The 25,844-nt window shown below is 54.6% G+C and carries 19 protein-coding genes and 1 tRNA gene; 9 read left to right on the top strand and 11 right to left on the bottom strand.

Going from position 1 to position 25,844, the window contains the following annotated elements; genetic code table 11:
• Positions 1-49: 49 nt before the first annotated feature.
• Positions 50-1,507 carry an AAA family ATPase gene (locus tag ACEWPL_RS11335; protein ID WP_393932503.1) on the top strand — a complete coding sequence of 486 codons (1,458 nt, stop codon included), beginning with the start codon at positions 50-52 and terminating at the stop codon, positions 1,505-1,507.
• A 1-nt stretch (position 1,508) separates the two neighbouring features.
• Positions 1,509-2,564: a 5-methylcytosine restriction system specificity protein McrC gene (locus ACEWPL_RS11330; RefSeq protein ID WP_393932505.1), complete on the top strand. Its 1,056-nt coding sequence runs from the start codon at positions 1,509-1,511 to the stop codon at positions 2,562-2,564.
• Here ACEWPL_RS11330 and ACEWPL_RS11325 read toward each other — a convergent pair.
• The gene (locus ACEWPL_RS11325; protein WP_393932507.1) at positions 2,544-3,839 is read right to left on the bottom strand and encodes a DNA cytosine methyltransferase; all 1,296 of its coding nucleotides are present in this window, start codon (positions 3,837-3,839) and stop codon (positions 2,544-2,546) included. The genes ACEWPL_RS11330 and ACEWPL_RS11325 overlap by 21 nt on opposite strands.
• 14 nt (positions 3,840-3,853) lie before the next feature.
• Positions 3,854-5,029: a DNA cytosine methyltransferase gene (locus tag ACEWPL_RS11320; protein WP_393932509.1), complete on the bottom strand. Its 1,176-nt coding sequence runs from the start codon at positions 5,027-5,029 to the stop codon at positions 3,854-3,856.
• 359 nt (positions 5,030-5,388) lie between these two features.
• On the opposite strand from ACEWPL_RS11320, the gene ACEWPL_RS11315 reads away from it, so the two are divergent.
• Together ACEWPL_RS11315 and ACEWPL_RS11310 are read left to right on the top strand one after the other, a co-directional pair.
• Entirely contained in the window at positions 5,389-5,862 is a 474-nt protein-coding gene (locus tag ACEWPL_RS11315) for a very short patch repair endonuclease (RefSeq protein WP_420744342.1), read from the top strand.
• Positions 5,863-5,921: 59 nt separating this feature from the next.
• Positions 5,922-7,304 (top strand): exonuclease domain-containing protein, encoded by a 1,383-nt coding sequence (locus tag ACEWPL_RS11310; RefSeq protein WP_393932513.1) that lies wholly within the window; start codon positions 5,922-5,924, stop codon positions 7,302-7,304.
• Positions 7,305-7,458: 154 nt separating this feature from the next.
• Here the strand turns inward: ACEWPL_RS11310 and ACEWPL_RS11305 are convergent, their stop codons facing one another.
• The 4 genes from ACEWPL_RS11305 to ACEWPL_RS11290 all read right to left on the bottom strand — a co-directional run bounded on the left by ACEWPL_RS11305 (position 7,459) and on the right by ACEWPL_RS11290 (position 11,993).
• Entirely contained in the window at positions 7,459-9,867 is a 2,409-nt protein-coding gene (locus ACEWPL_RS11305) for a bifunctional DNA primase/polymerase (RefSeq protein WP_393932515.1), read from the bottom strand.
• Position 9,868: 1 nt separating this feature from the next.
• Positions 9,869-10,048 (bottom strand): helix-turn-helix transcriptional regulator, encoded by a 180-nt coding sequence (locus ACEWPL_RS11300; protein ID WP_393932517.1) that lies wholly within the window; start codon positions 10,046-10,048, stop codon positions 9,869-9,871.
• Between the two features lie 89 nt (positions 10,049-10,137).
• Positions 10,138-10,812: a hypothetical protein gene (locus ACEWPL_RS11295; protein ID WP_393932519.1), complete on the bottom strand. Its 675-nt coding sequence runs from the start codon at positions 10,810-10,812 to the stop codon at positions 10,138-10,140.
• A complete protein-coding gene (locus tag ACEWPL_RS11290) occupies positions 10,809-11,993 on the bottom strand; it encodes a tyrosine-type recombinase/integrase (protein ID WP_393932521.1) in 1,185 nt (394 codons plus the stop codon). The genes ACEWPL_RS11295 and ACEWPL_RS11290 overlap by 4 nt, the downstream gene beginning before the upstream one ends.
• A gap of 346 nt (positions 11,994-12,339) precedes the next feature.
• On the opposite strand from ACEWPL_RS11290, the gene ACEWPL_RS11285 reads away from it, so the two are divergent.
• Together ACEWPL_RS11285 and ACEWPL_RS11280 are read left to right on the top strand one after the other, a co-directional pair.
• The gene (locus ACEWPL_RS11285) at positions 12,340-14,190 is read left to right on the top strand and encodes an EVE domain-containing protein (protein WP_393932523.1); all 1,851 of its coding nucleotides are present in this window, start codon (positions 12,340-12,342) and stop codon (positions 14,188-14,190) included.
• A 320-nt stretch (positions 14,191-14,510) separates the two neighbouring features.
• The gene (locus ACEWPL_RS11280) at positions 14,511-15,080 is read left to right on the top strand and encodes a T4SS efffector SepA family protein (RefSeq protein WP_393932525.1); all 570 of its coding nucleotides are present in this window, start codon (positions 14,511-14,513) and stop codon (positions 15,078-15,080) included.
• Between the two features lie 13 nt (positions 15,081-15,093).
• Here the strand turns inward: ACEWPL_RS11280 and ACEWPL_RS11275 are convergent, their stop codons facing one another.
• Both ACEWPL_RS11275 and ACEWPL_RS11270 read right to left on the bottom strand, forming a co-directional pair.
• Positions 15,094-16,194 carry a HigA family addiction module antitoxin gene (locus tag ACEWPL_RS11275; protein ID WP_393932527.1) on the bottom strand — a complete coding sequence of 367 codons (1,101 nt, stop codon included), beginning with the start codon at positions 16,192-16,194 and terminating at the stop codon, positions 15,094-15,096.
• A gap of 29 nt (positions 16,195-16,223) precedes the next feature.
• Entirely contained in the window at positions 16,224-16,556 is a 333-nt protein-coding gene (locus tag ACEWPL_RS11270) for a type II toxin-antitoxin system RelE/ParE family toxin (RefSeq protein WP_393932529.1), read from the bottom strand.
• 1,216 nt (positions 16,557-17,772) lie between these two features.
• On the opposite strand from ACEWPL_RS11270, the gene ACEWPL_RS11265 reads away from it, so the two are divergent.
• On the top strand, positions 17,773-18,435 hold the full coding sequence (locus ACEWPL_RS11265) for a DUF2971 domain-containing protein (RefSeq protein WP_393932531.1): 663 nt from the start codon (positions 17,773-17,775) through the stop codon (positions 18,433-18,435).
• 61 nt (positions 18,436-18,496) lie between these two features.
• Here ACEWPL_RS11265 and ACEWPL_RS11260 read toward each other — a convergent pair whose 3' ends face one another.
• A complete protein-coding gene (locus ACEWPL_RS11260) occupies positions 18,497-21,799 on the bottom strand; it encodes a DEAD/DEAH box helicase family protein (protein WP_393932533.1) in 3,303 nt (1,100 codons plus the stop codon).
• 475 nt (positions 21,800-22,274) lie between these two features.
• Between ACEWPL_RS11260 and ACEWPL_RS11255 the strand changes: the two genes are divergently transcribed.
• Together ACEWPL_RS11255 and ACEWPL_RS11250 are read left to right on the top strand one after the other, a co-directional pair.
• Positions 22,275-22,345, top strand: a tRNA-Phe gene (locus ACEWPL_RS11255).
• A 345-nt stretch (positions 22,346-22,690) separates the two neighbouring features.
• Positions 22,691-23,812: a hypothetical protein gene (locus ACEWPL_RS11250; protein ID WP_393932535.1), complete on the top strand. Its 1,122-nt coding sequence runs from the start codon at positions 22,691-22,693 to the stop codon at positions 23,810-23,812.
• 795 nt (positions 23,813-24,607) lie between these two features.
• Here ACEWPL_RS11250 and ACEWPL_RS11245 read toward each other — a convergent pair.
• Entirely contained in the window at positions 24,608-24,991 is a 384-nt protein-coding gene (locus ACEWPL_RS11245) for a universal stress protein (RefSeq protein ID WP_420744347.1), read from the bottom strand.
• Entirely contained in the window at positions 24,988-25,824 is an 837-nt protein-coding gene (istB, locus tag ACEWPL_RS11240) for an IS21-like element helper ATPase IstB (RefSeq protein WP_393930896.1), read from the bottom strand. Before istB ends, ACEWPL_RS11245 begins: the two co-directional genes overlap by 4 nt.
• Between the last annotated feature and the right edge of the window lie 20 nt (positions 25,825-25,844).

Raw genomic sequence — 25,844 nt, 5'->3', positions numbered from 1 at the left:
CCACAGTTCATCTAACTTCAGTACAAATTGGTATTTGACTGAGGCTACGATGAGCACGGATAGAGATGAAGAAGGCGTTCCCGAGTTAGAATTGTCTGATGCGACAGAGTCGCCTGCGGACCTAACGATCTTTGATCACCTGGGCGAAGCGTACAGTGGAACCGGTAGAGCTCAACTGACAAACGAGCAAAAAGACGGTTTCTCGAAACCGCTTGCTGACGCAGCGGAAATTCCACGTGACCACATCGACATTCGCGCGCTAAATGACGAAAAGCAGACACGCAGGGCGTTGTCGGAATCCACTTTCTCTCGTGTGCAATCAGACATTGAAACCCTTGATTGGGTGTTCGTCGGGCGGTGCACCGGCGAGGAGGATTCCTACCCCAAGATACTTAGCTATATGTCCGAAAACGTGCAGATCCTGGCCGGCATCTCGGTTTTCATTGGAGCGCAGCCAGAGTGGCACGTAATTGGCATGTACTATGACGAAGAGTTGAGGGAGACTGCCAAGAAGATTGCAGAGCGTCTCGGGTACGACTTCAAGAACACTGAAATCGTAAAAGTTCGTGATCGAAGAAATTTGACGAAGAACCTTAGCGACTATGATGACCCCTTGTCGTCGGATGTTTTCCTAACCGCATCAGCACGCTCCGAAATGGTTTCAGAGATCATGCGTAAGAAGTGCGTCGCTATCCAAGGCCCCCCTGGCACTGGGAAAACGGTGATCGGCAAGAGTATATCCTTGGAAATAGCAGGGGAAGAATCGCGAGTTCTTTCGCTTCAATTTCACCAGTCCTACTCATATGAAGACTTCGTGAGGGGCTGGCGGCCTTCGAAATCAGGCGACCTCGTCCTGAAAGATGGAACATTTTTACAGTTCTGTAAGCGAGCGGAAGGGGACCCGGGAAATCCGTATGTTGTCTTCATCGACGAGATCAATAGGGCAAACGTTTCTCAGGTCTTTGGTGAAGTACTCTCCCTCATAGAAGCAACTAAGAGAGACGCTAAATTTGCGGTGGATCTGGCTTATAGCCACGAAGAAGGCGACTCCGGATTTTATGTACCTAAGAATGTCTTTCTTATTGCGACGATGAACACAGCCGACCGGTCCCTCGCGATAGTGGACTATGCCCTTCGGCGGCGGTTTTCCTTTATCGACCTTGAGCCTGCTTACGGGGAAGACGAATTTTTAAAATTTGTAAGCGAGAATGGTGTAAATCGAACTATCGCCGAAGAGATTTCAGCGAGAATGATTGAGCTTAACAAGGTGATCAGCGAAGACACCAGAAATTTAGGTCCTGGGTTTGCGATTGGACACAGCTATTTTTGCGGCAAGGTGCAAGAAGGCGCTGATCTGTGGCGATGGTACATGAACATAGTTGAGCATGAAATTGCACCGTTATTGAGGGAATATTGGTCGGAGGAAGGCGACATGGCCGAAGAGCGCATCTCATTGCTATCGCAGCAGCTCCCTTCGCCCAGCTCGACGAGTGAACAGACTTCTTAGCATGACAAGTTCGACGCCAAGAATTTCAATATCAAACTTCTTCTACATGTTGATCTATGCCTGGTCTCATTACAGGCCAGATCAACTTAAGCTGTTTGGAAAAGATAGCTATGATAAACCGGTAAATTTTCTATGTTCGCTTTTGTGTCAAACAGTGAATCAAACTATCGTTCACGATCTTGCAACAGAGCACCAGCGTAAAACAGAACGTCTGCGTACAGTTCGCGGACGGATTGAGCTTAAAAGAACATTATTGTCGCCAGATTGGAAAGCTGGCGTAGTTGTTTGCAATCATCCGGTGGTGGTGACCGACACTCTGGAAAATCAGATTATTAAAGCGACTTTGCGACTGTTATCTGTATCGTCCGACTTGGATAAGTTCCAAAGAAGCGATGCAAGAAGAATTTGGTCAAAACTGACCCAAGTCTCTGATGTCGCACTTACGCGATCAGCGTTACGGAGAACTATTTTAGACCGGTCGATGCGCAGGTATCGTTTTCCGTTATCAATATGCGAACTACTGATTGATCAAGTTATGGTAAGCGATGGTAGCGGGAAGAATTGGTTCTCCAGTTATATCAGAGATGAAGTCGCGATGAGAAAATTGTTTGAAGCTTTTGTAGTCGGTTTGCTCCGGCATAAATTGAAGGGGCGGTTTCAGGTCGGGAGCCGTAGGTTCCCGCCATATATGGTGGATATTGAAGAGGGCGACGGGTCTCTGGTCCCGTCGATGAGAACTGACGTTACTCTGAAATCGGCGTCGAACATTCTGATTATTGATACGAAGTACACTCCGCAGGCATTTCAGGAACATTATGGAAGCCGAACTATTCGATCCGAGCATTTTTATCAGATTCAGGCCTATATCGAACATTCAAGCGCACACTTTCCGAAACACGATGTTTCAGGGGCGGTATTGTATCCAAAGGCCGGAACCGATCTTGACTTGAGCTTTAGATCTAAAGGTCGGAACTATACCTTCAAAACCGTAGACTTGTCTCAAGATTGGCGGCGCATTGAGAATGAAATCCTTAAACTAGTGCAGGATTGCGTCTAGGGATGCTAGTCCAACATAGTACGCCAACAGCGGTGGAACGGCATTTCCTATCATTCTGGCAAACATGCCTCTTTTCTGAACCCCGAAATCAAAAAAGTCAGGAAACGTCTGAATCCTCGCTCCCTCGTGAGGCGTGATTGTTCTTCGGCACGTTGGGTGAATAAATCTACCCTGCCCCATTACCAAAAAGCCAGTTGTCATGGTCGGGGCAGGCGTATCTGGTCTCATACGGCCATAAACTGAATTATAGCTATGTGATTTTAGCTTGTGACAATCTGGTCTCATTGAGTTGTCTAATTCGTACTTACTATTTTCAAAAAGCCAGTCGACCCGTGCTTGGCTTTCTTCGGACAGGGTAGATGCTTCGTCAAACGATCTTTGTGGCTCCAAATCCACCAGGTCCTCAATTGCCCAAAGGGGCGTTCTCGCCCTCTGGTCCACCAACCCATCCAGGTTCGCCTCCCATCTGCGAACCCGATCCGCGCCGTTGGCAGCAAAAACAAAAGTGCGCTTTCGGCTTTGTGGTACACCATAGTCTTTTGCATTTACGGTCCGGATCGCTACCGAGTATCCAAGCTCTTCGAGAGACCGTATGGTCGCTCCAAAGTTGCCGGTTCTGTCTCGTCTGACGCCTGGTACATTTTCAATGATTACCGCATTTGGCCTGAGAAGCTCTGCTGCGCGTGCCATCAAAAAGTATAGTGAATTTCTTGGATCGTTCCGGCGAGTATAGTTGTTTAGGTCAGAGTGGCCTTGGCACGGAGGGCCCCCACAAAGAAGATCAAGATGGCCAACCTTATCGATCAGCTCCTTTTCGTTGGCAGTCGGAGGTTGCCCAAATGCACCGTTAAATGCTTTGGCGATATCGCCAATGTGCAAGTTTTCCGGACGAAGATTATGCCCATAAACTTCTGCAATTTTTTGGTCGTGCTCTGCTGCAAATACGTGCCTTACATCGCAGCCAGAAGCTAAAGCTGCTTCCGCAATGCCTAGGCTCATTCCTCCACAACCGGAAAACAGATCAGCAATATTTATAGTAAGGCCGTTTGAATGTGAAAGAGATTGTGCATCTTTCCGAAGCCACGCTTGATAAAACAAATCTTGAGGACGCAAGCATTGATCTGCGAAAAATTTCTGATCTGGAAATGCAATCGTTCTTTCACTCAGAGGTTTCGATTCCCGCAACACCTTTCGTCTAATTTGGCCATCACTCGGAACGAAGCCTTCTGCAATTCCTTTACAAAGAAGCGCGTCAAATGAAGTCTGATGCAACATGTCAATCACGCCTGCTATGCCGCTTCCGTTTTTTCCACCAAACCTGCAGCCATATTATCAGCATGCAGCTCTATCGCGTTCAAGAAGCCTTCCGCAAATTTGAGTTTTCCTTCGCGCGCTCTCTTTAAGAAGCCTCTAGATGCTCTTTCAGATAGGGGCTTCACCGAGTGCTGAAGAAAGTTATCGATGCCATCACAGTGTATTGCCTCCGGAAACTCCCCGATGTCTACCTTCATGACGCCCCCACCAATATCAAAGGCGGCATTTGGCCAAATCCTGCTCGACCATTTTGAGGAAGAGTACTTTGCTGGGTCATCGCCAGGCTGCTTGAGCCTCGTGCATACCCAATTTGCAAGCCCGACAGGTATGGCGTTACCAACCAACTTCCAGCGAGCGCCAAGCTGGCCTCTCGGGCCTGTTGCTACTGAGGTCCAGCCAGCACTAAAACCCTGTAGGCGTTCGGCGTCTTCTATGCTCGGAGTTCCAACAAGACCGGATTCGCGAAACCATATCGCTGGAGGCGAGGGTACACCTACGCGAGAACCACCCTTTATCGTCGGGACACAGTTCGGTGCCCACCCAAGACCGTATCGGCCTTCGGTCCAGGAAAAGCCGCAAGGAGACTTTCCATCATCATCAATCCAGCTTGGCGTGTCCACGTCATCGCTAAAGAGAACTGTTCGGGGATCATGAATTCTTGATGCGACGATAACTACTCGCCGGCGCCGCTGGGGAACTCCAAATGCCCTTGCGTCGATAACTCGGTAAGCCCAGCGGTATCCGATTTTTCGCAGCGATTCAGTGACAAACCGTATGGCTTCTCCTTTGTGCTGCCAGAGCATAAACGGGACATTTTCCAGGACCACCCAATCGTGGCGTTTTGACCTTTCAAGAAGTTTGAATAGATCAAGGACGATCTTGGTATCGCGGCCCTGAATTCCACTATTGTCACCCACAAGACTTAGGTTCTGGCAAGGGAACCCTGCAGTTATGGCAAACGCAGCGGGCAAATCACTGAGAGTTGAAACGTCTGAGTGCATCTCCGCATCAGGGAATTGCTGCTGAAGGACCGCTTGCGCGCTGGCTTCAATTTCGCAAGAGAGTACAGTTTCAAGTCCATTTTCGCTGGCGCCTAGTTCGAAGCCGCCAATGCCCGCGAACAGGCTGACTACACCGTTGCCACTGTCCACTTAGCTTACCTCCCTCACGTCTTCCAGGCCATCAAGAGCTCATCATATCGCCATCTGTAACCAAGAAACAACTAGATATCGAGCAGTTTTGGCGTCGTTCTGGCAGCTTTCGTTCCATCGAAGCCGTTGCCTTGCATCTGGTAAGTTGTTGACATCTGGTCATTGAGACACATATTTGTTCTGCCTTTGTTCTGAATCTGGGTCAAGTTAGTTGTTTTTGCCTACTTGGCCAGGCTTGGATGAACTGTCCGAACATACTCCAAGCTGCGGCAAGCTACCTGTTCGGATATCGCTGCTCTTTCTAGTCCCGATGTTCTACTATTTCACTAACTTGGGCGGCCTCGTCTCCATTGAGGTGAATGCCAATGTTATCAAGAGAACGGATCATCATGGCTGACACAGTTGAACCTGAAGTACGTTCGAAAATTATGTCACGCGTACGTCGGCGTGACACCAAGCCGGAAATGGCTCTTCGCCGAGCCTTGCATCATCAAGGTTTTCGCTACCGCATCGACTATAGAGGATTACCCGGCTCACCGGACATCGTGCTTCCCAAGTGGCGGACTGCACTCTTCGTTCATGGGTGCTACTGGCACAGACACGCAGGCTGCCACAAGGCATCCACCCCTTCAAGCAATGTGGAGTTCTGGGAGGAGAAGTTCCACCGGAACGTGGAACGGGATGCTCGAAACTTGAGGCAACTGACGGATGCGGGCTGGCGAGTCGGGACCGTGTGGGAATGTGCGATTGGGCGGGAGCCGTCGAGCGATCTTGTGGATCGCCTCTGCGAGTTCATTACTCGGGGACAAGACTCCCGGCGCGTCTTTGAATAACTCAGCACCAGGCAAACGCTATGTTCAAAGTGAATAGTTAGGATGCTTAAGCGCACAAAATGTCCTTCATCTTCTACGACACCGAAACCACCGGCACGGACACCACTTTCGACCAGATCCTGCAGTTCGCAGCGATCCGGACTGATGACGATCTGAACGAACTCGACCGTTTCGAAATCCGCTGCCGCCTGCTGCCTCATGTCGTCCCGGCACCGGGTGCCCTGCTGGCCACTCGGGTGACGCCAGCGATGCTGACAGACCCCAGCCTACCGTCCCACTACGACGCCATGCAGACCATCGCGCAGAAGCTGCGCGAGTGGTCGCCGGCGATCTTCACCGGGTACAACACCTTCGCGTTCGACGAACCGCTGCTGCGGCAAGCATTCTATCAGACCGTGCAGCCGACCTACCTGACCAACACGAACGGTAATCAGCGGGCCGACGTGCTGCGCCTGGCGCAAGCGACGGCAGCGTTGGCACCCAACGCCATCACAGTACCGATCAACCACAACGAACGCCCCACGCTGAAACTCGACACGCTGGCCCCTGCAAACGGGTTCGCGCATGAAAACGCCCACGACGCTTTGGCGGATGTGGAAGCCACCATTTACATTGCTCGGCTGATCCGCGACCGCGCACCGGTTGTTTGGAATTCTTTGATGCCGTTGGTTGACAAGGGAGAGGTAACGGCGGCGCTGGCGTCCGGCGCACCGAAGGGCCTGGTCGAATATCACAAGGGTGTTCCATCATTGCGCGCCGTTGTCGGCTGCGGACACCATCCAATGAACCCGACCATGCAGGCTGTTTTTAATCTTCGCCGTGACCCATCTGAAGTCTTGAACCTGAGCGAGGATGATCTTGCCGAGGAGATGAAGGGACCGAAGCGGGCGCTGCGCACTGTCTACACAAACAAGATGCCAGCGTTGGTCGATCTAGGCCTGGTGGGGGATTTGCAGGGCGCAATTGGCCTGCCCACGGCTGAGATCGTCCGCCGGGCCGCTGTGGTGGCCGCTGATGGCCTGTTCGCCGCGCGGGTGGGTGTGGCAATGCAACAGCGCTACCCGCCCTTTGAGCCCGCTGTGGTGGTCGAGGGCCGGATGTATGAGGGCTTCCCAAGCCGTGCGGACGAAGCCCGGATGCAGGCTTTTCATGCGGCGGGCTGGATTGAGCGCGCAGAGATTGCCGAAGCCATCGAGGACGACAGATATCGCGAGTTGGCGCGGCGCATCGTTTTTCACCAGCAGCCGGAAGCGCTGCAGCCCGAACGCCGACAGATGCTTGAGGCTTGGCTGCAGAACCGGCTGCAGGGGCGCGACGGGGTTGAGGCCGGGCGTACCCTCGGCGACGCGCTGACCGATCTGGAAAGTATCGTTAAAGACGAAACCAACGCATCTGCGCTGCTAGAAATCCAGCATTGGTTGGAGGGTAACGACACAGGATAGCCACGAAGGTGGCCAGCGCAACGAAGACAGGGTTTAACAGGTTACCAGGGTTTGGTGCTGCCCACGTGTGATGGCAGGCAAAATAAACCCGGCATACCCGCAAAACCAGTGGGACCGACACTGCCGACCCCACCAGCGTTTTGAACCTGACCCTTTAGAAAGGCGTATCAATCGCCGGAGGCGCCCCGGGGGTCTCCAACCGGTAGCGTTTCACCCCTGACGGATCATCTTCGCAACGCAGAACACGCCCGCCGACAAGGCGGTCTTTGTTTTTTGACAGGTAACGCCCGACGCTGCGCGTATTGAACACCTGCTTATAGGTACGCTCCGCCAGAGCCTGATGCAGCGCTGCTGTCTTTGAACGGGGCGAACTGGCCGCCTCGTCCGCCAACTCCGCCAAAATGATCGAACGCCCGCCAAGTGCATCAGCCCATAGCTCAAGAAGCTCTGCCAGTTCGTTTTTCCGCGGGTCATCCGCGATGACACTTTCGCGCGTAACGGCGGGGTCTTCTTCCCCGAGCCAGACTAGGGCCTCGCGTACGAGATTCCAGCCCTCGAAGGACCCCATAGGGATCATGCGATTGGGCTTGCCCGCTACTACATACGCGCGCAGGATCGTGAGTGCTGCCACGACAAGGCGCGGGCGATCAGCCAGAACCTCATCAATGAGCTCGAACGAGTGCTCAATTTGGTCAGGCCGCTCGGCGCCGGTATCGATGCGACAGACCAGGGTGCGGCGACCCAGGTCGCCTACAACTTCGAGGTTGTTACCCGTCGCCATCACGAGGACGTTTGTAAGCACCTGCTTCATCTCGGACTTGCCTAGAATCCGCGACGCGATGATCTCGGACGTCAGCATCGAGCATAATGTATCGCCCCCCAACTGGCGCTCGCAGTTGTCGATTACCAAGACCGCGTCCCCGGCCATTAAGATGCTGGCAAGACGCTTTTCATCTTCTTCAGGGGTCTTCCCCTGTGAGATGATGGTCGGCTTGTAACCAGAGGCAATCACACCGACAGCCTCGCACATGAGTGTCTTGCCAGAACCTGCCGTAGGCGCGTCTATCGCGAAAAGCGGAGAGGACGGCAGAACGCGGCGAATCACCGAGGTGATCACGGCAGCCAACAGCACGGACCAGTCGGCCGGGGTCGGCAGCTGGTATTCGCGAAAGGGCTTCTTCAGGACTCGCATTGCCTCTTGCGCGTCCGCACGTGTCGGCGTTTCAGGTACCTGGGGAAACACCACGCCCCCGGGATCATAGAGTAGGCCTGACGCGGAATCATATCCAGGGTCCTGCAGGATCGTGCCGTCCGCGCGCATCGTGGGGCAGGACACGACACCCCGGAGCACCGGCGCGTGCCATTCTCCGACGCGCGCCAACAGCGCTCGTGCGTGTTCAGTGGGCGGGTTGATGGGGTAAGGTTCCTCCTTGCCGTATTTCATCCAGACCGCCGAGATTGCGAATTTTTCCCTCAGCCAGGCCGCGCTGACAGGATGGATCAGCAAGGCCCCACTGGGGCGCTGTACGCCGTCGTCGCCCTCACTTTGAGGCAGGCGCACGACCCGCACTAGATTTTCGCCCCGCTGGTAGACACCAAGACCGGCGGCAAGCAGGGCTTCCTCGGCTTCATCTACCTCCGACGGCAGGTTACCTCCTTGAACGAAGATCACTGGGCGGCCTGGACTTCCGCCTTTCTGTGAAGGGGCCTTGGAGCCCAGCCACTTGCGAAACGCCGGTTCTGCCTCTTCGATCTCAAGGCGAGAACAGAGCTCAGGCAGCCCCCATGCGCCCTCACCTGCATCGATGCGGGCGCGGGTGGCAGCGGCCTTACCACGGCGTTTCTCCGCTTCCTCATCGCCCGCAAGCGAGGCGACGCACTCGATCAGGTCGTCGATCATTTCATCATCGAAACCCGCACGCACGAGTACGCCCGCGATCATCATGCAGACTTCATCGCGCTGGCCTGCCACCACCGGATAAGCCATCGCAGTGGCGGAAAGCACAGCGATTACGCCGCACAGTTTCAGGAATTCGCCCGGTTCTGCTTTTGGAACAGACGTTGCACCGGCGTGCCATTGCACCCGTTCCCCGGTCGGATGGATCGAAGGCGGAAACATGGTTTGGTGACCGGTCCCCCGTACCTCCAACAGCATCGCGCGGGCCGCCTTGAGTCTGGTTGCGACCTCCTTGGGCAGCTCAAAGGTATAGCGGCCCTTCTTGAGTTCGGCCAGGGTGATACGGTGGCTGTAAGGCGAACCGGGACGACCGAAGCTCGGCAAGGTATCAAGAATAATCTTAGCAAGTTCAGCCGCTTCAGGGCAGTCAAAGTCGATGTCGGTCAGATTTCCCGAGCGTATTCCCAGCGCGATGCCGACGTTGCTGTTATCGGAAAACTCGGCCTGGATTTCGGCTTCGGACCATACCCGCGGTTCTTTCCATTTACCCGCTGGCGATTTCTTGCGAGGGGGGAGCCGAAGCGGCTCCCATCCTATTTTATGATATTCCACGGCTGCACCAGCAGGCGAGGACATGGCGTTGGAAAGGCTTGTTTTGTCGGCCATATCAGTCGCCAAAGTACCAGCTAATGAGATCGCCATAGCGATAACGAACGGCTTTGCTTTCGAGCTTGACGAATTTTGGCCCCCGCCCTTGCGTGCGCCACTTCTCGAGCGTTTGGGGGCTAAGGCGAAGCAGTATCGCCGCTTCTTTCGTCGTAAGCAGCTTGTCAGGGTCTTTATTCATTTGATGTCTCCGTTTTTGGTTACGGGCCATCAATCGCAGTTTTTAGGTGGGGCTATCTAATGCTGCCAAACGTACTTTTTTTATGTCGTTCAGCGGTTGGGGTTCTTGGCATAGGTAAGCAGCATAGACACAGGTGGATTTTCACCACTGACCTTGCCAAGTATCCAGTACAGGTCGTGCACCCACTCAGAAATGCGGCTTTCCTGTTCATTCTGATAAACGAGGGTTTTTCCTCCAGACATGAATTCTCCCCAGAATTTTTGACAGGTTTCGCAAAAAAACCGCACCCAATCAGGATTTTGCCTCTGGCCATGATGACCTTCATATCGCGAAGCTTCTTCCAAAATTGAAATTAGCTTATTCAGTGCAGGCAACAGACTTTCAAAGTGATCGTAGGCATTGCAGTGTTCCAGAAGCGCTCGAGCTGTCTCGTTGCCTGTCAAACCATGGAGCAAGTCCTCTGCCTTGCCTAGTTGACCTGATGCCTGTGCAATTTTGCTCCGAGCTGATTTGACTGTCGGTTGATCTTTCGGCGGAAGTATTTTGCCATCAGTTTCTGGCACCTCTGACCCTGTTTTCATGATCCGAACCAGGTCAAACAGGAGCGCCTGATGCTCAGCAACCGCTTCGATGCCGTGCTTCTTGCACATGTCAGGGTTGATGCCTTCGATAAGCTCGGTTCTTTGTTCTTTGGTTAAAGGCTTGCCGCTGTAGAGCCAAGTATTCTCAAAGCTTGAATAATCATATGGCTCGCCGTCAGTCATAATGCTTTCCTAATTTCTGATTGCGCCGCAAGTTGAAGAATCTTGGCCGCCACTAACGATACGGGACCACGCAGGCGTTCCGCGCTACTAACGATATACCCCGCCGTTACGTCCCCCGACAGCCGGTGGTTCAACAGCCGCTTCAACGCGTAGTGGGGGACATCCAGGCTCTCCGCGATGGTAATGAAGGTCCGGCGAAGATCGTGCAGGGTAAACGCGACCCCACTGCGTTCAGTCACCCGCGCCGTGAATTTTTTGGTCTCTACGATATGACCTTTGCGGCCTACGCTTGGAAACACCCAAGGCGACGCGCCTGCTTGTTGCTCATGACGCTCTTGCAGCAAGGTCACCAGGTAGTCTGACAGCGGTAGGTCCAGTGGATCACCGTTTTTGGTCTTTGGGATGTGCAGCGCCCTTTCAGTCAGGTCGATTTGCTCCCAGCGCAGGGTAGCGATTTCATTGCGCCGCATACCGGTGAACAGAGCGATCAGAAGGAAGTCGCGCGAATATTCCGGCTCGTCCATGACTGCGGCCCACCATGCTGGCAAATCATGTGCGGCCACAGCGCTACGGCGTCGGCGCTCGGGATACCAGGCACGGGCTTGGGTTAGGATATTGACTGGGTTGGGCGGGAACTCATCATGCGCAGCGGCTGTCACATTATATACCGACCGAAAATGGCGCATTACATTGTTCGCCGTAACCTCGCCGTTTGCCTTACCGATGCGCTGGTGGCGCGTGAGGATCATTTGTCGGGTAATGGAAGTGACCGGCGTGCGTCGCCAGTCTTTTAGGTACAGGTCGACCGTCCGTTGGTAGCGATCGCGCGTACTACCAACGATGGAGGTCCGTGTTGCAAAGAACCGATCAAAGGCCTGGCCAACGGTCACGCTCTCTTGCGCAACGCGGCGCTTTTCCGCGTTTGGATCGACCCCCGTTGCCATGTCGTTGAGAATACTGAGGGCACGTTTGCGGGCTGCATCGACACCGAAGACGTCGGCTCGGCCGATTGTGACGCGGCGCGTCCGGTTCTGCACCTGGCCTTCGGCGAAGTAGACCTTGGACTGTGCACCCGCACGTAGACCAAAACCTCGCAACATCTCGTCGCGGTAAAGGACTTGGCCCTTTTCGGGGTGGGGCAGTGCTTCAATCACGCGCTTGGTGAAACGAAGTGTTGGCATGTGAGACCTCCTATAGCCTCAACTCAACTTAACCGCTAAATCTCGAAAAAACAATCATTATCAGAGACTTATCAGGCTGCATCCGGCGTTGTCGTACATGCGTGGGCGCGAGCCAACGTCAGCGGGATCACCGGCTAAAGAGATATATCCGCCAACTGTGTCCTTCAGGCCAAGATCGGGTCGATGATGCCGTCATGCCCAAAGGTGTCCAAATAGGTCGGCAGAGAGGGTGGACCGGCAGTGGCCTGCGCCTCCAAAGCGTCCATAAGGTGCCGGTACCGATGACCATCATTGACCAAGCGGGCATGATGAGACCATTTTTGGAATGTTAATATGGGAGTGAGGCGTGGCAGAAATAGACCGGCAGATAATAATCGAGCGGATTAGAAATACGCCAAACTACGACAAGCTCCGGAACCTTGAGACGAATATTGTCAATAACGACGCGATGACACCGGAGATAGAGGCGGCGATAAAGGCGCACTATGGGTCACTCGCGCGACAGGTAGTAGCCGATAAGACCGGCATCGACCTGACCAACCTGACACCAGCCGAAGAGAAGATCGTCCTTGCTGTTGCCGAATACGTCGGCCTCATGAAGCGAGACCACAAGACTGCGTCTCGAACGTTCCAGCAGCTGAAAAACCGTGGCCTGATCGGAGCCGCGGAAGCTGCAGTCTCACGGAAAAAACCAACTCAGGGTTTCACAGTCTTGAACGATGCGGATCGGGCTGACCTATCCTACGAGCAGATCATCATCGATCATCGTGAAGAGTTTTCAGAACGCGCCCTGTGGTATGCTCGTAGAGCGCTCGATGTACCGAATTCTACAGCCAAGCCTCCCACGAACGAAGATGCATCGACACAGACTCGAACCGAAGCGCTCTTAGATTGGCTGAGGACGCGCCGGTCTTCATCGCCTGGGATGATCACGCCGTACAGCAATGCCGAAGCAGCGGCGGCTATGGGTATTGGCGATATGGCGAAGTTTGGCCGCACTCATGGGAACATACAATCACGGCTTGATTTCGCGTGTTACCGGCTGAGCCTGCCGCCTTTGGGCATGACAGCTAAAGAGCGGTTCTCGCAGGCGTGGCAATGGGGTGAGCGAGGGTGGGATTTTTCGCGTGAGGACATGCAAAAAGCTGCGCAGGGTAAGGCGTGGTCAGACGACGATTTTGACCGAGTCCTGAAAATGACGCGCACCTTGCCTGGTGGCTCTTCAAAGCTCTGGAAAGACGAGGCGGCGCAACATCCAGGGGCAATCCAAACATGGGCAGACGGCCTTCCGCTGGCCGAGGAAGAGGCCTTCTGGGTACTCGTGTGCAACCCGCAGAAATGGGCGATCGATGAGTTCCTAGCGCGCGGTATTGAGGTGGACTCATGGGGAGTGCGCCGCTCTGATCGTGACAAGTTCAAGCCTGGTCAGCTGGCTATCATCAGAGTTGGACAGGATAGGCGCAGCAAGTCAGAGCGGGACGGACGGCCTCAGCTTGAACCCGGGATCTACGCCATCTGTCAGGTTCTAACTGACCCGTACGAAGCTACTGGCGCGAGTGATGAGTTTTGGTCTCCGGGCAAAGAACGGGAAGCAGGTTGGCCAACTGTCAGTATTCGCTACTTGAAGACATTTCTGGATAGCCCGCTGCGCATCGAGAGCCTGCAGGAAAAGGCACCGGGTGTGTCAAAGCTGTTGCTGGAAGGGTTTCAGGGCTCCACCTTTCCGATTTCTGGCGATGACTTTCGGGCGGTTGCAGCCTTTCTAGGCATGCGGGTCGATGACCTTCCGAAACCCCAAGTTGCGCCCGATCTGGCACAGGCGCTGCAGATTATCGAGGATAAGTACCAGGATGCCGCGCCTGAGGTAAAGCAGCGGCAAAGCCAGTACATCGAACGCGGGCCTGTGGGCGCAAAGGTGAAGAAACTTAACGGTTTCAAGTGCCAGATCTGCGAGGCACTTGGCTGGGGTCCAATCGCGTTCAGAAAGCCCAGTGGCGAGCCTTATGTTGAAGCCCATCACGTCATGCCAGTGTCAAAGCTCGAAAAGGGCTCCTTGCATGCAGCGAATATCATGACGGTTTGTGCCAATCACCACCGACAACTGCATTACGGCGGAATCGATGTCAGCATCGGAGATGAGAAATTTGGACTGGAGATCGAAGGCCACCAGATCAGCATCCCGAGACCAACGGTTTGAACCATCAAATTGAAGGCCGACATAACTATTCCCCCTTTGGCTCAAACCGGGTCCAGTGGAGCGGGCCGATTGGGGTTATGGCACAAGGACCCGTGCATGGGGTGGGGTACCACCGCCGAAGGCAGTTAGCTGGATTAGCTCCGGGGAATGTGCTGGCACCAGTCTAGGCAGCTGCATCTTCGCGAAGAAGGTCGTACCGCGCGTAGTGCCCACCAAGGCGCACCGCGTATTAAGACAATATGTAACATGTTGTCTTGACGTCTGCACAGCAGATATGTTACCTATTTCCTTGTGGATAATTGGATCGAACGGAGAAGAACATGATGCCCGTAGTAAGATTGAACGATGCGACGTTTGCCGACCTGAAGACGTTGGCGACATGGCTAAGCACAGAGACGCCATCGCAGACGATCGATGCGATCGTTGCGCAAACAATGAGAAATCTCGACCTGGAGAGGGATGTTGATGAGGCAACCGATGACAGCGAAGCAGACGACGTGCTGGAATTCAGAACCACGCCTGGCCTAGCATTCACTCGCGTTCTAAATGCAACCGTCGATGGTCAAGGGCTCCCGAAAGCAAACTGGGCGTCACTACTGCTTTCCGTGATTGCTGCTGTGAAAAGCCAAGGGCTTGCCGCCGACGAGCTGGTCAAGACACTGGATATACCTGCCAGCCGATCGAAGCTTAGCACCCAAGGCTACACTTTCCACCAGCACCTGGGTATCTCGATCCAAGGGCAGTCGGCGCAGGATGCCTGGAAAGAGTGCGAAAGGCTTGCAGCCAAATTCCAAGTTCCTGTCGAGGTTCACTTTCAGTGGCGGGACAACCCGAAGGCGCAACACCCTGGACGCCAAGGTACACTGCGGGTGGGACACAGCGCCGAGTAGCGCTTGTTGGGCCTCAAGCTTTCGCAGATTTTACCCATTCAAAGCGAGTCTTCAGTCCATTTAGATTTCTGTAAGGTAGGATACCGCGATGTTGGAGCATCCCAACAATGATGCCAGGATGAATGCCAACCTCGTTGGCGAACAATCGCACAGCTGCCTCTGAGCGAGGGGCCGTTTGGCAAAACTGGTCAAAGCGGTTCCTCTCAACCAGTTGCTCCTCCGCCCAGGCATCTGCCTCGTCTTCAGCGCCGTCACCGACCCCGCCTTGATCATCCGCGAAGGTTCGCCCACGGTGAAGCATAATGTGGCCAGCTTCATGGAAGAACGTCCACCAGAAGTGATCATTCGACTTCATTCGAAGCGACATTTGGATGATGGCACGGCTACCATCGATCCAGCGTGCTGAACCGAATAGCCGCGTCTTTGGCAGGGGCGGTTCAAACACCACCGCAACCCCGGACGCGGCGCAAAGCTCAATCATGCGAGGAGCAAATACCTCAGGCGGTTCACAGGTAAGTCCACGCACTTCGGCTATCGCCTGAACAAACCTATGCTCATCAAAAGCAGGTAGCTTCATTGCCCGCGCATGACGTTCACCAATCAATAGCCATGCAGCAACATGGTTCTCGTCGGATTCAAAGCTCTTCGAGTGCCGGTGTTGAACGGCCAGATTTCGCAGCTTGGCCTCGTAAGCGCTTGGCGTGCCGATGCCCAAAAATGTGAGCAAGCTTTCGCACATAACCTCAATGCTCGCCCCCCTAGGAAGCACGTCTCGAGAGACCAGATCCTTTACCGGGAACTTGCCTAAGAATGCCTTACATTCATCCGCGTTTTGCTGACGGACTTTGCGCGCTTCGTGCAGGTCCCAATCCGACTGCAACCCAGTCCAAATGTCGGCCTTCATCCCGAGCACGTGTTCGAGTTTCAGAGCTGTCTCCGCACTAACCGGATTCGTACCATTGATAATCGTGCTGACCAGCTTGGAGCTAAGCCCCGCAAGCCGCGCGAACTCAGCTTGAGACCAGCCTCGGCTCTCAAGGTACTCTGCCAGATGTTCCCCAGGATGAACTGCCCAGTCAGGAGACCAGGCATCACTCCTCTCTGCTACGCTCATAATCTCATTCCTCTCCGCTCGTCGCATCGTCAGTGGTAATCGATGACGTCGAGAATTCGTATTGCCGTCACTTCGGACGGATTGGGCGCGGTGGTCTCTGCATTTCCGCTCGGAGCCACAATTGGCTCAAAGATCAGGCGCCAGTTGCCGGAGATATCGACCGCATAACTGCCCGAATAGACACCCTTAAGAGGGTGGCACCGGGGCGGCGGGTCGGTCGGGACGTCAGCCAGGCACGTAGCGTTCTTGATGACACCAAGACGCATCATGAGGCGTTTCGCCCGATCTCCATACGCCTTTTGCATAGCTGCCGCAGATCCCATCTGGCGCTTGAGTTTGTTGCTCGCGAACTCGATGTGCATCGAAGCACCCTTGTTACCTAACAGGTAATGCCTGTTGATTCGTTACGCAATAGGTAACATGTGGTGAGCGCTGCGGGAACCCTACGCTAAATGTGCGAAACTCTAGGGCCCCGCAGCGGGCTTTGATGTTGGCACAGCTCGCCAAGGACGTTGCGCCGGGAGCGGCCAAACGTCCCCCAACAGCACGGCCCATGCTTGGGGTGGGGTGCACCGGGTTTACGGTGTTTGCGGGGTTTGGCACGGCCCTTGCGCCACGCAGCCAGCAATTAACATAAGAGCGCCTTACGCGTGTGGGTTCAGCAATGGTATATGTGGTCATGGTTGTCTTGACGCTTGGAGATCTGTTTTCATGAGGCTTCTTCGAATTGATGAAAGAAATCAATCGCTCCTGTCGGAGTTTCCTGAAACAGCAATGGGCATACAGGTTCTTTCTGAACAGGAAACACCAGTAGGCGAATGGCTGGTTGTTCTAGGCGGCCAAGTTGCCGTGTTCTTGGCTGATCTATTCCCGATATTGGAAGCCAGAGAACCTCTGAGCTACCTGCATGAACCTTGGCTCAGTCGTGATGAAAGGGGGCTTGATTCCGACCGAAAGGACTTGTTCAGAGAATGGTTGGCAATGCTTGAACCGTTCGAACTTAGCTTGGAGGGGCACCAAGTAGTTCCTTACGTTCAGTTTCGACACTTCCCGATTGGTCCCTTTCCAAAGCCACCGCAACCTAGAAGCTGGACTTACGGTCATCTGCCTTTCATTGGAGTAACTGGCACAGATGACGTCTTCTATCGTTGGGAACCATGGCCTACCAGCAAGCGAATTGACCAGACCAGCGGACAGGTGGCGCCTAACACATTCACCGCTCCGACGTCAGAGGTGCAATTCATGCCAACAGGCTTCTCAGCCGTTGCTCGGTTGGCCCTTCCAGGATTGCTCCCAGCCTGCTTCAGATGGGAACTACGTCCTCCGCCCTTCACTCATTTGCGTTGCGGAGCATCCGTTCCAATGTATGGGCAGTCAGGTGGTGGCGTAGAGGTAGCTTTCCAAAACGGATTCAAGAATGTGGGTCCGATTGCAAACCCAGTTGTCCTGCCGGCGCTATGAGAACGGAGCTGAGGAGACGATGAAAAGGAAACGAGGGATCCCAAATGAAACAGCTAATTGGCAAGCAAATAGCCTCCAAAGTGATCCTTGGTTTATCCTTTTGAGGGTCAAAAGATAATGCTCGCCTTTCGGTTCCTGGATGAAAAATACGCAATCATTGCGCTGCGAGAGAGACGACTGCGCGTCTCTCGGATAGAAGAGCAGAACGATGAGTTTGAGTTCATCGGCTTGGCACTCAAGGACCGCGAAGACAGAAAGTCTCTACTGGAGATGCGAACGCACCTGCACAATAAGAGCGGTATCATCTGTATGAGTAGGCGTTGGAGCAACCCACTACTGTGGGGCCACTATGCCGATAAGCTCAAAGGCATCGCTCTTGGGTTTGAGGTGGCCACTTCACGGTTCCACAAAGTCCATTATGTCTCTGAAAGACCAACCCTCCAAGACCTCGGCCACAAGGCTCTCGATGACATCACTCCTGCTGATATCAAACAGCTGATGCTGACTAAGTTCAATGCGTGGTCGTATGAGCAAGAGAGAAGAGGCTTCTTCGAGCTTAAAGAAGGCGAGCAGATCAACGGGACCACTCATTATTTTGAGCCGTTCTCGGACCATATGAAGTTAACGCAGGTTATTGTTGGTCCCCGTTCCTCGATAACGCGCGCCGAGATCGCGGACGCCCTAGGGGATCTTTCGGACAAAACCTCAGCCTTCAAAGTGAGAGCTGCATTTCAAGACTTCAAGATTGTACGAAACAAGCTCGCCGCCCTTTGGAGCTAGAGTTGCATGCCACGAACCGCTATGCCGGATTAACATAATGGACCACAGGCGCCCTCTTCGATCAGTGCTCCCCCGTCCCGCCCGAGAAAAACACGACTGAAACCCGCCGCCCGATCTCTGGCTCGTGGTCCCGTGACAGCAGCTCCGCTTCCTCAATCACCTTAGACATCTTGGCGTGTATGTCGTCAGCGCGGACAGCGTCGCCTTCGAGCTTATCCAAAATTGCCTGGATCGCGATGTAGCCCTTTGGCAGCCCATCGAAGGCAAAGCTGTCTCGCACGTCCAACTTGGCTTCCTCCCAAAAGGGGTCAAGCAGCCTGCTCCACGACTCGCAGATCATTTCGATAGCGGGAAGCGATAGGTGCCCGAACAGCTGTTCGTCATCTTGTTTTTCATCTGTTCGACCCGTCATGAACTCAGCGCACGCCTTCATCAGGCTTTCAACGCGTGCCGGGCGTAGATGCCATTCAGTAAGCCGTCCCAGCTGCTCGGAGATGGTTTCAAGCGCGCCAGCCAGTTCGTCTTCGGTCATCCTGATCTGATGCAAGCCGAGGCTTATGGTTCGCTCGTACGCTGACTCAATGGTCTGTGCGCATGCCAGCTGACCCCGGTCCACCGTCAGTGCAGTATCAGAAGGCTGCAGCAGCAGCAAACGCGGCGGGAAAAAACTGTTTGGCTTGTCGAAGCCTTTCAGGTGGAGGGCAGTGAAGCTCTCTCTGGCAGACAAGAGCGCCAGTTCAGCGCCCCAGGTGCCTTCGATTCTTGCCTTGTTGATGAGCCCGTAGCGCTCCGGAGAGATCTTCTCTTTGGTCCGAGCGAGAACGTCGTGAAAGTTGTGTTCGCGCAATCGCCTGGGCGACCCAAGATAAGTGATGACGCTTTCTAGGATCACTTCTGCATCCTCGGACCCAACCTCCTGCACAGCGTCGATAAGCTCTTCGCCTGCGAGCGTCCGATAGTTCGCGATGCGGTTGGCCACCTTGTCGTCTGATGCAAACTGACCGACCGGCACATCGACGAGGTGGTAGTTCACGATCCCAAATTGGCTGTCGATGCGGTCGATACGCCCCAATCCCTGGATGAGCTCTTTCAGGTTCGAGGTGACGCCTAGGAGAACAAGTGTATCGGCTGACTGGAGATTGATGCCCTCAGCCATCTTATAGGTAAGGAAGACCGACGCAGGCCCTTTCGGGGCGTTCTTTCCACCAGGGCGGAAGTAGGACTCCAGAGACTTGCCGTGCGTGATGCGTTGAAAGCCATCTGGTCCACTCCCAAAAATTGCCTTCACGGCCCTCTCATCGCCCTTCGTCTGGTTGCCGACAACAAAGTTCGTGTGGTGGCCGCGGCGTGAAAGCGCTTCCGCGAATATTTCCAGCGTGTCTGTGCGTTCTGCAAGGAAGACAACCCGATCCTTCTGATCTTGGATGCGCAGGCAGGCTTGGTACCGCTTTTCGTCAAGGTCGCGTAGTGTCTGCGTGTTGAGCTTTCGGGTGAGGGCATCACACTTTTCAGGGGTCGCCAACGCGTCGATGCCCAGCAGCGAGAACATGTTGACCTGACCTGGATGCGGCACCCTTCTCCCATTCTTTGAGCCTTGCTCGAATTCCCGCAGCCACTTCCCGATCACCCCGTGGGACATCTCCCAGGCGGCCTGCGCCGCGTTCACTCTAAGAATATTCAGCAAGTTTCGGATGTGGAGCTGATCTTGAGTGCTCTGCTGCGTCTTGACGTGACCGAACCGACTTTTCTCAACGGCCGTGACCCTGCCCCCAGGAGCAAGTTCGTGGCAGAGTGCTACGATTTCGTCGAGACGTACCTTCTGGGGCTTGGTGAGCGTCAACGTCTTCGGTCGCCCATGATTGGCAAGCTTGGGATAGCTGTGCTTGGAGCGATCCTCGTCCTCGCCAATGCATCGGCGCTGGCGGCGCGCCAGAAAGGGCGAAATCAGCTCAGAGAGTTCCGTGCGAGCCTGTCGCGAAAGCGCAGTTTCCGGTTCAGACAAGACAGCGAGTGGCGCCTTGTGATCGAAGATGTCTGGCGATCTGTGCTGCTCTCGGTCGAACAGCTCACCCATGGCCTGGATGTAGTCCGGCGTCATGAAGATGGACGCGCGCTTCTCTTGCATGTGTGCAAGCCAGTCGACGTCACGATTGCCGAGCAGCGTGGCTGACAAGCAGACATTCCAGCTTGGTGGCGCTAGCTCGACCGCCGCGGCCATCTGGGATGCCTGTTCGAAGCCGGGTGTCACCGTATGGCTTTCGTCGATGATGAGCACGCCGAACTGATCGAGCCTCAACCCAGTCTTGGTGTCATCACCGGCTCCTCGCAGATGCTGTTTCGCAAGTTTGGTGTTGGCTATCGGCCGTAAAGAATTCGTGGAATGCTTTTCCCAACTCGGGATGACCTTTGGCGGCGCGATGACAGCCGCATTCTTCCGGACCACACCATGGACAGGAGAGCTGGGTATCACCCGCAAAAACGTGTCTGATAAGGCCTCCGCAAGGTGGCAACCGATCTCGGTTTTTCCCGACCCTGTAGGCGCCTCGACGAAGGCAATGCCATGGTCGTATGTGATGGAACATGCCTCGTAGGTAAGTTCTTGTTGGTACCCGTAAAGCTTGTGACCGGTAATTCCCCTGCGTCCGCCCGTGAGCCAGGGCTCAAACCCCTTCTGTTCCGAGATCATACGCGCCATGGCGTCTTCGGCCGTGACGGGCTTTATCAGCCTGTCGAGAATTTCGAGCGCTTCTGCGGTCCAGTCAGCAGAGACGTCCCAGATCTGTTCCGCCGCACGCGTGCGCTCAATCTGAAGCTCGTGCGAACCTGCATCGAGCCCATCTGCATACTCAATATTGCTGTAGAGCCCCGAGCGAGAGAAGTTCGCTGAGCCAGCCACCGCGCCTATTGGTGAACTCACAATCTTGGAATGCATCCGACGATCCCCGTTGATCCCCAAGCGGGTCTGGGCCAGCACAGGGTCAAAGACGCGAAGCTCAATCTTGCCAGTTTGGATCGCCCGCTTTGCCAGCACCGCGAGCAGGTCATCGTCGTCCTCGATCTGCAGGCCGGACTTCTCCAGCCAATAGAGCTTCATTTCTTCAGTCACAGGTCTCGGCTTTGCCAAACGTCGAGAGTTCCCCGTATCGATACCGAATGATATCCGAATGCGGATGTCTGGGTCTGTGTTAGGGTCTTTTAGTTCCTTGACCTCTTTCATCAGGACAGCGAGCGAAGAAAGGAAGTCTTGATAGCCAGTCACGATAAGGCAGTCGCCAGACGTGATGTGCGGCCGATAGAGGTCGATGACAGGGCGGTCGATATTGGTCCCCACCTTCGGCCCCGCCTCAAGGTCAGTCTCGGCCAACCCAGTGGCCTTCGGTTCGTCAATGGTCTGTGGCTTCGAGCGGAGCCAATTCGGGAGCGAAAACAATAGCTAATACCAGCTTTTGCGAGGTTCTCGGAGTATGACTGATGCTTTTTCTCCGGGCAATGAGGCTTTTTACTGGCATAGCGTCCGTCTACCGATTTCGTCCACGCTTGGGGCAAAATAGCCCGCGAGAGAGGGTGGACTGGGAGCGGCCTACAGCTGCAAACGCGATCGGCCCGTGCTTGGGGTGGGGTGGGCCGGGTTTACCCGGTTTGCCGGGTTTGGTGCAGCTAGGGCGCTGTGCAGCTGGCGGTGAACATGATGGAAATCATCAAAAAATGACCCAAGGCAAGCATCCTTACTAAGTGTAAACCGGGCTATAACTGCCATGTTGACCACGGTTCGGTTTGTCCACTAGGGTGACGTTGCCGCCTGGTGACGAGATTGCCTAGCCGCAATGCCCGTATTGGGTGGACGTATAGCTCAGTGGTAGAGCATTAGCTGAAAAAGCTAAGAGCGTTGGTTCGAACCCGACTACGTCCGGATCAAAGAAGGCGGTGGTGTCACCCACCGTCTTATTTATTGGCGTTGAAGATGTATGTTTCTCTCTACTACCCTATTTCGGACTTTCGAGACCTAAGGGCAGCCGCGACAATTCGCAATCCGCCGTGGCCAGTGTTCATGGAGAACGTAAAACCGTTTCAACAGAACCTTGGGAAAATAAGAGAGCGGCCGCGAGGAGGAATCCGAGGCTGGGTACAAGAAGGAGTAATCTGTGAAATAGGAAGATCAATTGAGATAGGTCATCAAAAGCGTACTAGAGTTCTGAAAAGGTTTTACTTTGACGGCTCTTTTTCTGGGTACTTCTCAATAGGTATCTCTGGGCTCATGGATAAGAATCAGAGAGCCTATGCAATTGATGACCTGGTCCAGATCGCAAGCACTGCATTGTTGCGACAAGTTCGCTCGCGGCATACTGACAACACAGTGTCGCTTGACTCTTATGGCAAGCTTGCAGCTGAAATCTATGCCAATGGCACTAATTCGAGTGGTCGGGCACATTTTCACAGAAACGGCTTAGGTCGTTGGGTGTCGAGTTCTCGTCCGATGGTTATTATCGAAATGCCAAGCGACCGTATTTCGGCCTCGGTGAAATATTCAAGGTTTGAGCAATGGCCTTTTATGCAGAACAAAGTTCGCTTTGTTTCGGGCAGCTCTGATACTGGCAAAGAGATCGAGTTGCCAATGGCTATTGTTGAGAAGAAATCCAGAAGTGAGGATCAGCGATCGCGACAAGCGAGAATGGTATTGGCGCGTTTGTATTGTGAATTTTGCCTTTTGCAAGACTCAGTTTTCTTGCTGGCGTCCAATGAGGCTGCAGAAATATCACGCGAAAAAAGTGACTACTTCTGTGGAAGAATTAGTGACTCTCTGAGTCGCCTAACGGGAAAGAAACGCTTGACTGCTTTGCGCGACCCTGAGTTCTATCAGGTATTCACCAAGGTGTTTCTAGACACCTTCGATGTCGCCAAGGTGGATGAGTTGGCACATGGCTTGGAAATGCACGGGGCACGCCGAAATCTTCGGCAAGCTTTGCTGAATTCACATCTGTGGACTAGGATTGCGAACGAAGCCGAGCTGGAACTTGTATTGGAGAAAGTCATGGGAAATAAGTATGAAAATAAGGGCGTTGTGGGCGCTATGGGCGACAACGCAAGTGCGAACAATAGCAATTTTTCGCAGAATATTGGCGTAGTTTTCTCTGACGAGGAAATGGCAGAGTTGGTAGACGAACTTGAGGCCCTCAAGGTGGCTTTGCTACAGGATACTTCCACTGGGTCTTTGTCTGCGGCCGCGGCAGTCTCCGAAGCCCAAGAGTCTGCGAAGGCAAAAAATAGTACCAAGGTCGCAATGGCTCTCAAGAATGCTGGTAAGTGGGCTTTCGACGTGGCCACTAAGATCGGCGTCACTGTTGCAGCTGCCGCAATCAAAAAAGCCGCAGGCCTTTAGGTGCTTTCATCGATTATCTCGGCGCATTAGGCCATGTCCAAGGTCTGATATCCGCCGCGTAGTGGGTGGCATGCACCCTGACAAATTATCATACCCAATGTCTATCCGAGCTCGAAAGCGTCCTTGGATGCAAGCGCCTCAAACGCCCACCTAGGATAGTGTGCACTAGCCGCAGGAACCTAGCTGATCACGAGATGTCGTTCGAAACCCGGCTACTTGTGCTGGTGGTGGGTTCGAAACGCACTGGTGAGCGTGGTATATGAAACTGCTAAATCAAGAGCGGGCGTGACAGGTCGAGAAGACAGTCAGATCGTATGACGATACCACATCCATCCACAACTAGGGCACCGCGTTACTGGAGGCTTCTTCGGCAATATTGTGGAGTGCTGTTACTTTGCTCTCTATAGCTACCTGGCTGGCGTTCTCGCTCCTGTTTGCATCCCGTTAGCTTGTTCCGCCACCGGAAATCCCTGGGCGAATGGTTCTCTTTAGTAGGGGATTAGTAGGGAATGTACGTCAAACGTTCTCCGGCTTGGTCTGACACCGTCCAAGAGCGCTTCTCAAGATAGTTATTTAATCGTAATGAGTTATGCGGCTATGGGCGGCTTCTTCCGGTCACGTCCAAGGCATGGACGGCAAAATTCGTAATGATGGGGTCGTAGGTTCGAGTCCTATCAGCGGCACCAACAGGCCATTGAAATAGTTAACCATCACTTGGCATTGCCTGAGAGCTGTCGGCGACGGACAGGATCACGTGGGTTACTACCTGTTCGAACGGTGGGCACTGGCTTCGGATCACGCGGACGCAGGCGGGACGGCCAGCACGTCGCGGTCAGCCATGCGCAGGACCGCTTCGGCGACGCTGCCGAGAAAGAACCTCTCGAGTCCGCTTCGGCCCTCCGTTCCCAGAACAACTAGATCGGCCACCTCTTCTTTGGCGGCTTTCATGATTTCCTCGGCTGTCGGATGAAGGCCGAAGCGCACAATCGGACGCGAGCATCGCACGCCGGTCGCCTTCACGAATTGCTCGAGATCTTTCGCCGCCACTTCACGCTGTTCTTCGACATAAGCCTCTTGGTTGTCCGTAGAGACGCTATTGTCAACGCCGACTGAACTTTCCCCAGAAGTGCCGAAGTAAAATTCCCCACTCTGGCGGGTCCGGTAATCAGCCGGTTTCAGGAATTGGCAGTTTCCTTCTTGGGTGGGCGGCCACGGCGCTTTGGCGGAGGTGGCGGCGTGATCGGGGCGTTGGCGCGAACGTGTTCGGGGATGAGGTCCGCGTGGCTGCGTAGCCTGTAGCTGGCACCCTCGATCTGGACGACAACGGCGTGATGAAGCAGTCGATCGAGGAGCGCGGTGGCGACGACGGGATCGCCGAAGACTTCGCCCCACTCGGCGAAGCCGCGGTTTGACGTCAGGATCATTGCCCCTTTCTCGTAGCGGGCGTTCACGAGCTGGAAGAACAGGTTGGCGCCACCTTGGCTGATGGGCAGATAGCCGATCTCGTCGACGATCAGCAGCGAGGCGCGCGTGAAGAAGCGGATCTTCTCGGCAAGCTGGCCCTGCCGTTCGGCCTTGGCGAGGGCGTCGATCAGTTCGGCCAGCGAGGCACGGTAAACCTGGCGGCCGGCCTTCACGGCAGCGACGCCGAGCGCGGTGGCGAGGTGACTTTTCCCGGTGCCTGGCGGACCCAGAAAGTGGACGACCTCGGCGCGCCGGACGAAGTCGAGCTGGGCGAGTGCCGCGATGCGTTCACGGTCCAAGGACGGCTGGAAGCTGAAGTCGAAGCTCTCGAGTGTCTTGACGGGCAGGAGCTTCGAGGTGCGCAGGGCGACGTCAATCCGTCGGGTTTCGCGCGTCGCGTATTCTTCGCTCAACAGCGCGTCGATCGCTTCAATGGCGGTGATCTCGCCTTTTTCGAGCCGCTGGACGGTGTGATCCAAGGCCTCCATGGCGCGGGGCATCTTCAGCCCGACCAGCGCGCCACGGATTCTGTCGAGAAGCTCGGTCATGAGTACGCTCCTCCGGTCGC

It is taken from the genome of Roseovarius roseus, from assembly GCF_043355935.2.
GTDB classification, from domain to species: domain Bacteria; phylum Pseudomonadota; class Alphaproteobacteria; order Rhodobacterales; family Rhodobacteraceae; genus Roseovarius; species Roseovarius roseus.
The sequence above is the reverse complement of the archived record's forward strand: the minus strand, read 5'-3'. Positions and strand labels throughout refer to the sequence as shown.

Bases quoted from the DNA above. Each gene is read 5' to 3' on its own strand.
- ACEWPL_RS11335 (WP_393932503.1), top strand. From the start codon at position 50: ATGAGCACGGATAGAGATGAAGAAGGCGTTCCCGAGTTAGAATTGTCT.
- ACEWPL_RS11330 (WP_393932505.1), top strand. From the start codon at position 1,509: ATGACAAGTTCGACGCCAAGAATTTCAATATCAAACTTCTTCTACATG.
- ACEWPL_RS11325 (WP_393932507.1), bottom strand. From the start codon at position 3,839: ATGTTGCATCAGACTTCATTTGACGCGCTTCTTTGTAAAGGAATTGCA.
- ACEWPL_RS11315 (WP_420744342.1), top strand. From the start codon at position 5,389: ATGCCAATGTTATCAAGAGAACGGATCATCATGGCTGACACAGTTGAA.
- ACEWPL_RS11310 (WP_393932513.1), top strand. From the start codon at position 5,922: ATGTCCTTCATCTTCTACGACACCGAAACCACCGGCACGGACACCACT.
- ACEWPL_RS11305 (WP_393932515.1), bottom strand. From the start codon at position 9,867: ATGGCCGACAAAACAAGCCTTTCCAACGCCATGTCCTCGCCTGCTGGT.
- ACEWPL_RS11300 (WP_393932517.1), bottom strand. From the start codon at position 10,048: ATGAATAAAGACCCTGACAAGCTGCTTACGACGAAAGAAGCGGCGATA.
- ACEWPL_RS11295 (WP_393932519.1), bottom strand. From the start codon at position 10,812: ATGACTGACGGCGAGCCATATGATTATTCAAGCTTTGAGAATACTTGG.
- ACEWPL_RS11290 (WP_393932521.1), bottom strand. From the start codon at position 11,993: ATGCCAACACTTCGTTTCACCAAGCGCGTGATTGAAGCACTGCCCCAC.
- ACEWPL_RS11280 (WP_393932525.1), top strand. From the start codon at position 14,511: ATGATGCCCGTAGTAAGATTGAACGATGCGACGTTTGCCGACCTGAAG.
- ACEWPL_RS11275 (WP_393932527.1), bottom strand. From the start codon at position 16,194: ATGAGCGTAGCAGAGAGGAGTGATGCCTGGTCTCCTGACTGGGCAGTT.
- ACEWPL_RS11270 (WP_393932529.1), bottom strand. From the start codon at position 16,556: ATGCACATCGAGTTCGCGAGCAACAAACTCAAGCGCCAGATGGGATCT.
- ACEWPL_RS11265 (WP_393932531.1), top strand. From the start codon at position 17,773: ATGCTCGCCTTTCGGTTCCTGGATGAAAAATACGCAATCATTGCGCTG.
- ACEWPL_RS11250 (WP_393932535.1), top strand. From the start codon at position 22,691: ATGGATAAGAATCAGAGAGCCTATGCAATTGATGACCTGGTCCAGATC.
- istB (WP_393930896.1), bottom strand. From the start codon at position 25,824: ATGACCGAGCTTCTCGACAGAATCCGTGGCGCGCTGGTCGGGCTGAAG.